This window comes from Rhodopirellula sp. UBA1907, assembly GCF_002337565.1.
Taxonomy (GTDB): domain Bacteria; phylum Planctomycetota; class Planctomycetia; order Pirellulales; family Pirellulaceae; genus Rhodopirellula; species Rhodopirellula europaea.
In genome coordinates this window covers 61,456-73,696 of record NZ_DDGH01000054.1, presented here as the reverse complement: position 1 = coordinate 73,696, position 12,241 = coordinate 61,456, and the positions used below count along the sequence as shown (strand labels likewise).

Below are 12,241 nucleotides of genomic sequence, written 5' to 3'. Positions count from 1 at the left end.
CGCTGGCTGCCCGCCGCCATGGTCGCACCAACGCCCGTCAGTGCATTGTTGCACGCGGTCGCGGTGGTCAAGGTCGGCGTGTTCTCGGTGCTGAAAGTGGTGGTCTACATCTTCGGGTTGGACTTGCTCACCGATTCAGGCGTGAACCTTTGGCTGGCTTACGTTGCCGGGTTCTCGTTGGTGGTCGCGTCCTTGGTCGCGATGACAAAAGACAACCTGAAAGCACGACTGGCGTATTCGACGATCGGTCAACTGGCCTACATCACACTGGGCGCCGCCCTCGCGACGCCGAACAGCATCATCGGCGGCGGCATGCACATCGCGATGCACGCGGTCGGCAAGATCACGCTGTTCTTCTGCGCTGGTGCGATCTATGTCGGAGCTCACAAGAAGAACATCAGCGACATGCGTGGACTCGGCCGACAAATGCCCTTCACCTTTGGTGCGTTCCTGTTGGCCTCGGTCAGCATCATTGGGTTGCCGCCCGGCGGCGGTGCCTGGAGCAAATGGTTCTTGGCCGTTGGCACCGTGGAGACTCACCAGTACCTGCTCACTGCTGCGTTGATGGTCAGTTCGCTGCTCAACATTGCTTACTTGGTGCCGATCCCAATGCTTGCCTTCATGGGCAAACCCAAGACGGATGAATCACACAGTGATGATGCACACGGGCACGAAGCCGACGAGCACGACTCGCATCATCACGCACCAACCGACGGGATTCACGAAGCCCCCATGATGTGCGTGGTTCCACTGTGCATCACCGCGATTGGCAGCGTCGCATTGTTCTTCGCCGCCGACTGGATTTACGAAGCCCTGTTGCCGATCACGCAGACGCCAAACTCATGAGCCACACACCTCCTTCCGACCCCAGTTGGTTCGAACGACCGCAGAACATCCGGCGGATGATCATCGGCTTGGTCGTCGTTTGCGTGCTGCTTGTTCTCGCCGATTTGTTCTACGAGAACCCTCACCCACACTTTGGCAAAGTCGAAACATTTTTCGGCTTCCAAGCTTGGTTTGGCTTCATTGCCTTTGTGGCAGTTGTGTTCTTGGGAACGTTGCTGCGTCCGTTGATCAAAAAGCCTGAGGGTTACTACGACCCTGAACCCGAAAACGAATTCCCGCGTCTGGACCGCCCCGAAGACAATACCTCAGGAGAACAAGCATGAATCTGTTGTCTGCTTTGCCTCCTGGATGGCCGATGATTGTCGGCGGTGTCATCCTTTGGCTGTTGCCCAAGCGGGCCCAGGCCGGCGGTGCACTTGGCCTCGCCATTCTGAGCGGCTTGCTGTTCTGGTTCACGCCGGTTCTAAGCGATGGAGAAACCGCGAAGACATTTTCGATGTTGGGCGCTGAACTCCAACCCATTCGCGTTGACTCTCTCAGCCGTCCGTTCGGATTGGTGTTCCATATCGCGGCCATCGTGTCCGCGATTTATGCGTTGCACGTGCGAGACACTCGGCAACACATCGCCGGAATGGTCTACGCCGGCGCGGCCATCGGTGCGTGCTGTGCCGGTGACTTGATGACACTGTTTGTGTTCTGGGAACTCACTGCAATCAGCAGCGTGTTTTTGGTTTGGGCATCGGATACACCCGCGGCGTATCGAGCCGGGATGCGCTACCTAATCGTGCAGGTCGGCTCGGGAGTATTGCTGCTCACGGGAGCGATCATTCAGTACGTCGAAACAGGCTCGCTGAAATTCGACCTGTTCGTCAGCGAAGGACAAACCCTGTTTGGTGACGACGCGATTTCGCCCGCCGCTTGGTGCGTCTTGATCGCTTTTGCAATCAAGTGTGCCTTCCCACTGCTGCACAACTGGTTGCAAGATTCCTATCCCAAAGCGACCGTGACCGGCACCGTATTCCTCAGTGCGTTCACGACAAAGTTGGCCGTGTATTCGCTGGCTCGCGGCTTTGCAGGCTTTGATCCATTGATCACCGTCGGCTGCATCATGACGTTGTTCCCCATCATCTTCGCGGTGATCGAAAACGACCTCCGACGAGTCCTCGCGTATTCGCTCAACAACCAACTCGGGTTCATGGTCGTCGGCGTCGGCATCGGAACGGAGCTGGCCATCAACGGGACCGTGGCTCACGCGTTCTGTCACATCATCTACAAATCGTTGCTATTCATGTCCGTCGGTGCGGTGCTGTTTCGCGTCGGCACGGCAAAAGCAACCGAACTGGGTGGACTTCACAAGTCGATGCCATGGACAACCGCGTTTTGCATGATTGGTGCGGGAGCGATCTCCGGCTTTCCGCTGCTCAGTGGTTTCGTCAGCAAATCCATGATCATCTCAGCCGCCGGCGAAGAACACATGTTCGGCGTTTGGATCGTGTTGCTGATCGCCTCCGCTGGTGTGATGGAACACTCCGGAATCAAGATTCCGTTCTTCGCGTTCTTTGCCCACGACAGTGGCAAACGCGTCAAGGAAGCCCCATGGAACATGTTGTTGGCGATGAGCATCGCAGCCTTCTCGTGCGTCGCACTGGGAATCGCCTATCCATTGCTGTACCGACTGCTTCCGTTTGATGTGGACTACCATCCATACACCATCACCCACGTCGTCACTCAGCTTCAATTGCTGATGTTCGCGGCTCTCGCCTTCGTCGCGTTGATGAAATCAGGCCTCTATCCCGCGGAACAGCGAGCCGTGAACTTGGACACCGATTGGGTCTACCGTCGCTTGATTCCAAAAGCCACTCGTGGCGGCCAAGTCGCAATTGAACTGGTCGACCAAACGTTCCGCCACGATTTTTTATTGACGCTGCGAAGTGGACTACGAATGGTGCAGCGTTCGTTCAACGTCAACGGTTGGATCGGTCGAACTTGGTCCACCAGCACGATGGCGTTCTGGGCCGCAACGCTGCTCGCGATCAGCTTGGTGCTCTACTACACCTAACAGCCTGTTAATTTAGTCGTATACCGAATGACAACAATTAGCCGATGGGCGTTCGCCCCGGTTGGCGTTTGACTAACCGCCGCTAACGCGGTACGGCTCATAAAATCAACAGCCCGCCAAAGCCGATCTGGATTCGCGATGATCGGGATTCTTCGAAATCCCGTGATCGAAGAACCGTGCGACCGCGAAATGCGCGATTCAATCGTTCTACAATGGGGTGGTCCCACAGGCACAATCCCGTTCCGAAAACGATTCTCAATCGATGCTTTCGCAAACACTTCACTTGATAGCGTCCGCCTTTCGCTGCCTTCCATCGTCGTGGCGATTGAGTTGCCTGTTGGGGCTGGTGCTGATCGGTTGTCTGTTTTGCGGCTCGACAAACGCCGGAATCAGCGGCGAAAACATCATCGTCGTCGTCAACGCGAATTCGCAAGATTCGTTGACCCTGGCAAACCACTACGTCCATCTGCGTGAGATCCCGCCAGCCAACATTGTTTTGTTGGAGGACGTCCCAGGTGGCCTGCGAGTCTCGCTGAACGATTTTCGCGAAAAGATTTTGCGGCCGGTTCTGAATGAGCTCAACCGTCGCAAGCTGGCCGCGAACGCGCAGGTGATTGCGTACTCGGCGGGATTCCCCACCGCGGTCGACATTCGCGAACACACCAAACAGCTGACTGACGAGAACCAGAAAAAGTATCAGCGTCCGGTCGCGTCGATCAACTCGATGACTTTCTTCTACCGCTGGGTTCTTTCCGATTCGTCGGACTACCTGGGTTGGGGCAGCAACTTCTACGCTCGCGGCCAATTCGAACGCCATTTCGCGAATCCATTTGCGGGCGAGACTGGCGGAGAATTCAAGGCAGCTGAAATCGCAACCAACGAAGCGACCACCGCGGACGAGTGGACACAGGCTGCCGAACTTTGGTCAAACATTGCCGACGACTATCCGACGTTGCATCCACTAAATATTCGCGCCACCGAAGCGTTTGCGAACGCCGGCGACATGGACGCCGCACTCGAACGGTTCACGCTGGCGGCGGCGTCGGGCTGGGCCAACCGACGTTACGTCGAAGAATCGGAGTCGCTGCAAAAGCTGGCCTCGACCGAGGGTTTCGACGCGGTCGTGGATCAATTACAAGACGTCCCAATGAAGAACCAAGGACCGGTTCCCTTCTCGGCCAGCGTTGGATGGACAAGCACCGGACATATGATTCCCAGTGCCAAGGGCGGCATGCCATACATGCTGTCCTGCGTGTTGGGCGTGGTGCACGAGCGCGGCAGCACGCTTCAGCAAGCCATTGATGTTTTGAAACGAGCTCGCCAGGCTGACCGAAGCTACCCTGATGGAACGGTCGCGTTTGCCAAGACATCGGACGTTCGGGTCACAACCCGCGAACCGTTGTACGCCGACGGTTTGGCTTGGTTGATGTCTCGCGATCGCGACGTTGAGATCTTCTCGTCGAAATTGCCAACGTCGAACAAGCGATACATTGGATTGATGTTGGGAGCGGCCAGCTTCGATGCCAAGAATCAACCGTGGTCGATGGTTCCCGGAGCCATCGCCGAAAATCTCACTAGTTTGGGTGCGGCCTTTGAAACCAACTCGCAAACCAAGTTGACCGAGTTACTGCATGCCGGAGCGGCGATCAGCAGCGGTGCCGTCGCAGAACCCTATTCGTTGATTCCAAAATTTCCGACGCCCATGATGCATGCGTACTACGCGGAAGGCGTCTCGGCGATCGAAGCGTTCTATCTGACAACCACATCGCCTTACCAATTGTTGATCGTCGGCGATCCAGCCTGCCAGCCCTTCGCGAAAGCTCCGATTGACTTTGTTCGAATGGAAGTCAGCGAACCGATGGGTGACAAAGTCCCGGTCAATTTCTTTTGGCAAGCTCTGCCGGGCAATGAGAACACATCGCCAACCGCGGCGATCGAACTGTATTTGCAAGACAAACGAATCGCGGTTTCTCGTCCAGCGAAAAAGATCGAGGTCAAACTACCGAAGAATCTGGAAGGAGCTCTGCGTTGCCGAGCCGTGTTGATCGGACGCCACACGACGCAACCACGAATCACAATCACCGACACTTTGGTTTTGGGCAATCCCAACATCCTGCCGACCATCGATGTTTTATCAACCGACGGCGAGACACTGCGAATCAAGCTCGCATGCCCTGACGCGGAGCGAATTGAATTGAAGCATCTCGGTCGTGTCGTAGCAGAAACCAGCGGCACGTCCGTAACCGTTTCCTTGACGCCCGACCAGATCGGACGCGGCCCGATTGAACTCGAAGCGACCGGACACATTGGCGAGCAAGGCATCCCGGGCAAGCTAAAGCTCATCGAGTTCTAGTGATTGGGTCATCGGCCCTGCAATGTGCAGCACACGGGCAACGGAAACTCACTGGGTAACCGCTTGACGTGGTGGCTGACTCGAAAGAGCTCGCTGGACTTCGATCACGCGAATGGATTGTTCAGGACTCATCTCCATCAGTCGGTCGCGACCATTTTCATCGGGATGAAACTCGGTGAAGCCTTCTTCGTCTACCACCACGCGTCCCGGTTCCGACAAATCAAAGTAGTGGTCGTCAGGGCGAACGGCGTACAGCACACTGGTCAAATCCCACGTTGGTCGATCATGGTTAGGACCACTGTGCATCAGATACGCTTCACGGACCGGGTGGTGCGGCACATAGGAATAGTCGCGAGCAATGCTTTCGCGTGGGTAGGGCACCGCGATTCCAATTCGATAGTCACTCCACACGACGGGAACGTCATCGGGTGACTGATCGGCGAATCGGCGCATGGCATCGATTCCGTTGACGACGTTCGCTTCATCATGTCTGGGTTTACCAAGCGTTGGCCCAAAGCATCCCGCCATCACCGAAATCAGCTTGCACTTCTTTTGCAGCAACGCTGGACCGTCCAACGGACTGATCGCGTCGGCTTTCGATTCCAGCAAATCCGCCAGGTTGGCCGCCAAGCCGACTTGGATGATGACGACGCTAGCATCTTCTGCCTCGGCCAATGTGCGGCGCAAGACATCCACCGCTTCGGGAGCGTCGTCGCTGCTGAGCAAATCATGCGGGTATCGCAGCGAATCTCCATCGCGAACTTTGCACAATTCCAGATAGCGACTTGGACGATGCTGGGCGTCCCGTGTCGCACCGATTGGAATGTCGCCACGGCCATAGAACGTGTTGACCGCATCAACGAACGGTGCGGCGAGCGCGTTGACCTTCGAAATGGTGACCGCTTTCAGTTCGCACTCACCACGATCCTCCAGTGCGTGCAACATCGCGAGTGCCAACACATCGTCACAGTCTCCGGTGATGTCGGTGTCAAAGATCACCGGCGTCGGTTTGACCTCCGAGGCACCATCGGATTCCGCACGGAGATCTAAGCAGTCGATCAGGCCGAACGTGAGCAAAAGGGGGATGGTTCGTCGGAACATCAAAGCGGCTTTCGAAAGAGAGGACTGGAGAAAAAAACTGCGAAAACCCCAAATTTTTTACGGGCCGTAGAAACCGGTTCCAAACGGGGTATGTCGCAAAATGATCGGCGAGAGCGGTGTTTTCCGCCACCTTAGTCGCTGGAAAGGGGTTCACATTTCACACGCGAAGGCTATAGATTCCATTGCGGGTGACGGCAACACCCTCTCGAAAGAGGGGGGGCGTGGTATTCCCAATTCGATTCGCGATCAGTGGAAAGCGTCCGAGTTGAGCTACGACGCAGACGCGCCGGCCCTGAAATCGTTCCACCTTATTTCTCGTTCTTAGCGAGTCGAACAAGATGAAGAATTTGTTTTGGTTACTAATGCTCGGAGCCCTGATTGGCTCCGTCGGTTGCGATGGTTCCGAGACCTCCGCACCGTCGGATGATGAGCTGAGTCAGTACGTCGAGGAAAACCCACACGACTACGACAGCAATGCTTCGTTGGAGGACGGCGACACCGCGAACTAATGACGGGAGCGAAAGACGCTTCTCATCTGATTTCTTTTTGATTCATACACAGGAACCACATCCCATGCCATATCGAACCCAATCCAGGGGATTCACGCTGGTCGAATTGTTGGTGGTCATCGCAATCATCGGAGTCCTTGTCGGACTCTTGTTGCCTGCCGTTCAAGCTGCCCGTGAAGCGGCGCGTCGAATGAGCTGCAGCAACAACTTCAAACAAATTGGTTTGGCACTGCACAACTACCACTCCGCCTACAACCTGCTTCCGGCGCATGCCGCTGGAACCACAAACACCGCCAATTCAGGAACCCCAAATCCATCGCGTCGTGCCGATGGCGGCGGCGGACACAACCGAAACGAACTGAGCTGGTTGCCGGGACTGACACCGTTCTTTGAGCAACAAGCGTTGTGGGAACAAATCAGCAATCCAATGGACTCGGACGGCGATGGCGTCATCGACTTCCAAGCGATGGGCCCCGACGCTCGCATGAATTTGAGCGACCATAATGCGGCAGGCAATCGCTATCGACCTTGGTTGACCAACGTTCCAACGTTGCGATGCCCCAGTGATCCCGGCGAAGGCCTGCCTGCTCAAGGTCGCACCAACTACGCTGCGTGCTTGGGTGACTCAACTCACCACATGCACTGTGGTGCAGAACAGGATCGCGCCAACATCCCCAACGGCAACTGGGCCCAAGCCGAACGAGCAGCCTGCCGAGGAACTTTTGTTTCGAGCCGCTCAACCGGCTTCCGAGAGATCCTGGATGGACTGTCCAACACGATCGCCGCCGGTGAGATCATTACCAGCCTCGGCGACCGCGACATTCGTGCTTTGCCACCGGATGCCCCGACAAGCATCCAAGCCAACAGCGGAGACCCGACCGGCCCGGAAAACGCGCTCGCATGTCGCGACATGATCGATCCTGAACGTCCTTTGTTCTGGCGAAGTGGTGCACCGTTTGTCGCATCGCCAGCGGTCACCGGCCCGGCGGGCGAGATGGAACGAGGATTCAAATGGGCCTACGGGCGTCCTCTGTTCTCCGCGATGAACACGATCCTGCCACCGAACTCGGAAATCTGTATGCAAGGCAACCGCCACAACGAAGGCATCTTGCCGCCGAGCAGCCATCATCAAGGCGGCGTGCATGTCTTGATGGCCGATGGTGCGGTGAAATTCATCACTGAGTCGATCGACGCCGGCAACTCAGGTGCTCCACCGGTTCGATGGGACGGGTGGGCAATCAATCCCGCCGGATCCCCCAGCCCGTACGGCATTTGGGGCGCGTTGGGAACACGCGCATCCAAAGAAGTGATCGATCAAGAATTCTGATCAACCAACGTCGGTTGAGACGCATGATCTAAAAATCAAAGAGCCACCACGAACTGTATTCGCGGTGGCTCTTTTTGTTGCTTGAAATCTTTTTGGAAACGAATCAAGAGTGCCGAAGCCTTCCTTCTCGTGCGTCGTGATTGCTCACTTCTTCAGGAGATCCAACACAGCATCGTGCAGATGACCGTTCGTTCCAACACCGTCGCCACCGCGGACCGTGTCGATGCCTTTCCATGAAGTGAATCGCCCACCAGCTTCGCTCATGATCGGAGCCATCGCCGCGACGTCCCAAGCATTGCAGATCGGGTCGACCATCAGGTCCGCACGACCGGTCGCGACCATCGCGTAGCCATAACCATCGCCCCAAGTTCGTGTCAGCCAAGTTTCTCGCTGCAGGGCTTCGAAGACATCGGTGTCGCCGCGAGGTCCTTCGCCACGATCACCAAACGACTTCGCTTCGCTGGTGACAAAGACAGCTTTCGACAAATCAGTTTGTTCCGAAACGCGAGCTTCACTCCACGTCTTCAGGTCATCGCTGTGGAAGCAACCGCCACCCAATGCAGCCGCCACGATTTGATCGGTTGCGGGCAGGTAGATGACTCCGCCAATCGGTGTCTCATCGCATTCCAACGCCAACAACGTGCTGTACAGCGGCACACCACAAATAAACGATTTGGTTCCATCGATTGGATCGACAACCCAGCGATATCGGCTGGCTCCTTCGCTGTCAGCAAACTCTTCGCCCGCGATTGCATCGTCCGGGAATTGTTCCGCGACCAGCTTGCGAACCAACTGCTCAGCTTCGCGGTCAGCGATGGTCACCGGTGAATCATCGGATTTGCGATCCACGGAAAGCGATGGCTTTCCATAGTGAGTCAGCGTGTGCTGGCCGGCTTTCAATGCGATATCAACCATCGCGGTCAACCGTCCATCGTGTTCCGATTGCCACTGGGTGGGAGTCCAATCCGACATGAGAAACCAAAGTTGCGAGTGAGGTGGAAAAACGGAATCTCGATACGTCCGCGACGTTCGCGCCCCGCGAGAGCGAGACATTCGAGTTCTCGCCAACAATCTAAATGAGCGAGCGAACGACGTACTACCCGGGTGGCTTCAATTCGGCGGGGACATGTGTATGTTTGGCCCCAATCTCTGACTCTTCGAACTCTCTTTCATCGTGCTGGCGTTCTTTTCATGGCCGACAACATTTTCCGTGGTTGCATTCCCGCTTTGATGACCCCATGCACCGCCGATGGCGAGCCGATGTGGGATGCACTGGTCAAAACCGGCGTGGACCTGATCGAACGAGGCATGCACGCGGTGGTCTATTGTGGATCGATGGGCGATTGGCCACTGCTGAGCGATCAACAACGTCAACAAGGCGTGACCGAATTGGTGCGGGCTGGCGTTCCAGTCGTCGTCGGCACGGGAGCCCAAAACACAAAGCTGGCCGCTGAACACGCCGCCCACGCGGCCACCGTCGGTGCGGCCGGATTGATGGTCATCCCCCGAGTGCTTTCGCGAGGCACATCGCCACAGGCGCAGGCCAATCACTTCAAACGAGTTCTTTCCGCCGGCGAAGCATTGCCCGCGGTGATCTACAACAGCCCGTATTACGGATTTGAAACGAAAGCCGATTTGTTCTTCGCCCTTCGCGAAAAACATACGAACTTGGTCGGCTTCAAAGAATTTGGCGGTGCGGAATCATTGTCGTACGCCGCCGAACACATCACCAGCGGCGATGCCAACTTGACCCTAATGGTCGGTGTCGACACGCAAGTCTTCCACGGCTTTGTTCGCTGCGGAGCCGCCGGAGCGATCACCGGTGTCGGAAACGCGTTGCCGACCGAGATTCTGAAGTTGGTCGATCTTTGCCAGCGAGCTCAAAACGGCGACGTGGAAGCTCGCCGATACGCGGCCGAACTTGAAAGTGCGTTGGCGGTTCTTTCCAAGTTTGACGACGGTCCGGATTTGGTCCTGCACTACAAGTACTTGATGGTGCTGGAAGGCCACGCCGAGTACGAGCATCACTTCAACAAGAGCGACCATCTGAGCGACAGCCAACGCGAATTCCTTCATGACCAATGGCGGCTTTTCCGCACGTGGTGGTCAAACTGGCCCGGCAAGGATGCGTGACCAACACTGATTTGCAAATGCTGATTTGCACGCTGATTCGTCAACGCCGGCAATGCTAGCGAAGTGAGTTGGAATCGACGTCCGCGTTCGAAACCGCAGCGGCGTCATTGCTGGTCTGCTGCGAACCTCGCAGCATCTCTTCGGTCAAATCCAACACCACGACCTGTTCTTCCACCGACAAATTGTCACGCGAACGAACGGTCAAACGAATCTGATATCGCCCGGCGTCGATCTCAGCTGGAAGATGAAATTGCAATTCGCGTTTTTGACCGGGAGCCAACCAACGGCCAAAGCCATCCAGCAACCGGTGAGGACGAGAGCCATCGTCTCGGCCCAATAGCAATTCACCTTGAATCGGTGCATAGCCATCGCCTTCGTTGGCAACTTCGATCACGAACGCGTTTCCGTCGGTAAGGTTTGCCCACTGCAATGGTCCGGCTGCGACCGTCAATTGCGGCCGTTGTTTGTGAACCAACTCGAGAGGCAATGACGTCGCGGACTCCACGTCGTTGGGCGTTTTGAGGTTGCGGCGAATGATGTCCAGCGTTCCCCACTGCGACGTTTCTTTCGACACGCCTCGCAAGAGAGCACGGATGGTTTTGGATCGACCGGCGGTCAATTCAAACTTGGTGCTCGACAACATCAGACGACTCATCGGGTCGCCAAGATGATCGCGAGGAACCAAATGAATCAATTGGTCATCGTCGCTGTTGTTCTTCACTTCCAACGTCACCATTCGTTGCGTCCCTTCGACACGCCCCAGTTCGATCTGGGCTGGTTCCAACGTCACGCCGGGTCCCAGGTTGGCGATGCGAGTGTCCAAGGCACGGAAGGAATTCACCAGCAACGTTTGTGGGAACGTCCGCTCCAACATCGTCCGTCGGCCGTTGCTAACCATCAAATTCAAATCGTATCGTCCATCAATCAACGACGTCTCCAGCGGAGCCTCCAAACGCAGGCGAGCGTTGGGCATCATGCGGACCAAATACTTCTCGTCATCGTCCAGGTTGGCCCGCGAAGGCATGAACAATGCGATCGGATCGGACGAGCGAGACTTCGATGCATTTCCAGATTCTTTGTGTGACAGCTCCGCTCGAACACGACACTCCAGTGCAAAGTTACTTGGGTTTTTGACGTAAGCGCGGATGTACGGCATGCCTTCGTGCGAGACCACTTGAGCGTCTTCGATTTCCATCTGCTCAATGCTGCTCAGATTCGTCAAACCTGTTTCAACGTCCACGCGAAGAACATACTGCGTGACGTAGCGAATGGCGGCTCGCGTTTGACCGCCGATGGCATCGGCCTCCGTCGGTTCGTCGACCATTCCCTCATCGCGAACCAACAACCCAAACGACAAATAGTTTGTCTTCGCCAGCGGGATCGTCACCTTTCCCTTTAGCTCCACCGTTTCGCCCGCGTTCAAGGTGAACCGAGTCGGAGTCGTGAATTTCACTCCTTCCATCGGCGGGCTGTGTTCATCGTGCAGGATGATGCCGGACTCCTCTTGTCGTAATTGAATCGGCGACACATCGATCTGCATCGTCTTGCCGGTTGATGTGACCGTGAACGAGAAAGGGATCACCTCACCGCGGCGTCCTTTGAACCGTTGCACGACTGGCTCAATTCGAAACGCTTGTTCGACTCGTTGTTCGATGCTCACCCGACGACCGTCGCGAGCGTCGATGGCCCCCGTCCGAACTCCGGGCGTTTGAGCTTGTACAACACTCGACATCATCACCGAGGCCAAACAAGCAAGCATCCAAGTTCGTACGCGACGGGAGCGAACACGTGCCAGTGAAGCGTTGTCTCGTTCCGCGTTGTAATCAAGAGGCTGTTGATTGAAACGCATCGTTGGCTGGATAAGAGCGAGTGTTTTCATCGAAGAGGTTGTCCGAGAGAAGAGCGTCAATGCT

10 protein-coding genes are annotated in these 12,241 nt (G+C 56.2%); 7 read left to right on the top strand and 3 right to left on the bottom strand.

Features of this window, described 5'->3' with window-relative positions:
- From B2R17_RS11725 to B2R17_RS11710, 4 genes are all read left to right on the top strand, one after another.
- The coding region (locus tag B2R17_RS11725; protein WP_286764131.1) for a proton-conducting transporter membrane subunit at positions 1 to 846 on the top strand (846 nt) is incomplete at its 5' end.
- On the top strand, positions 843 to 1,169 hold the full coding sequence (locus tag B2R17_RS11720) for a hypothetical protein (RefSeq protein ID WP_007328229.1): 327 nt from the start codon (positions 843 to 845) through the stop codon (positions 1,167 to 1,169). The genes B2R17_RS11725 and B2R17_RS11720, both read left to right, overlap by 4 nt.
- A complete protein-coding gene (locus tag B2R17_RS11715; RefSeq protein WP_286764130.1) occupies positions 1,166 to 2,905 on the top strand; it encodes a Na(+)/H(+) antiporter subunit D in 1,740 nt (579 codons plus the stop codon). The genes B2R17_RS11720 and B2R17_RS11715 overlap by 4 nt, the downstream gene beginning before the upstream one ends.
- A 262-nt stretch (positions 2,906 to 3,167) precedes the next feature.
- Entirely contained in the window at positions 3,168 to 5,258 is a 2,091-nt protein-coding gene (locus B2R17_RS11710) for a hypothetical protein (RefSeq protein ID WP_286764129.1), read from the top strand.
- A gap of 48 nt (positions 5,259 to 5,306) precedes the next feature.
- Here B2R17_RS11710 and B2R17_RS11705 read toward each other — a convergent pair whose 3' ends face one another.
- Positions 5,307 to 6,359 carry a nucleoside hydrolase gene (locus B2R17_RS11705; protein WP_286764128.1) on the bottom strand — a complete coding sequence of 351 codons (1,053 nt, stop codon included), beginning with the start codon at positions 6,357 to 6,359 and terminating at the stop codon, positions 5,307 to 5,309.
- Positions 6,360 to 6,697: 338 nt separating this feature from the next.
- Between B2R17_RS11705 and B2R17_RS11700 the strand changes: the two genes are divergently transcribed.
- Complete coding sequence (locus B2R17_RS11700; RefSeq protein WP_007332748.1) at positions 6,698 to 6,868, top strand: hypothetical protein; 171 nt, start codon at positions 6,698 to 6,700, stop codon at positions 6,866 to 6,868.
- 64 nt (positions 6,869 to 6,932) lie between these two features.
- Positions 6,933 to 8,195 (top strand): DUF1559 domain-containing protein, encoded by a 1,263-nt coding sequence (locus tag B2R17_RS11695; protein ID WP_286764127.1) that lies wholly within the window; start codon positions 6,933 to 6,935, stop codon positions 8,193 to 8,195.
- A 144-nt stretch (positions 8,196 to 8,339) separates the two neighbouring features.
- On the opposite strand, the gene hisN is transcribed toward B2R17_RS11695, so the two are convergent.
- Positions 8,340 to 9,167 carry a histidinol-phosphatase gene (gene hisN, locus B2R17_RS11690; RefSeq protein ID WP_286764126.1) on the bottom strand — a complete coding sequence of 276 codons (828 nt, stop codon included), beginning with the start codon at positions 9,165 to 9,167 and terminating at the stop codon, positions 8,340 to 8,342.
- Positions 9,168 to 9,386: 219 nt separating this feature from the next.
- Here hisN and B2R17_RS11685 point away from each other — a divergent pair, with 219 nt between their 5' ends.
- Complete coding sequence (locus B2R17_RS11685) at positions 9,387 to 10,328, top strand: dihydrodipicolinate synthase family protein (RefSeq protein WP_286764125.1); 942 nt, start codon at positions 9,387 to 9,389, stop codon at positions 10,326 to 10,328.
- A 55-nt stretch (positions 10,329 to 10,383) separates the two neighbouring features.
- On the opposite strand, the gene B2R17_RS11680 is transcribed toward B2R17_RS11685, so the two are convergent.
- Entirely contained in the window at positions 10,384 to 12,207 is a 1,824-nt protein-coding gene (locus B2R17_RS11680; protein ID WP_339887307.1) for a hypothetical protein, read from the bottom strand.
- Between the last annotated feature and the right edge of the window lie 34 nt (positions 12,208 to 12,241).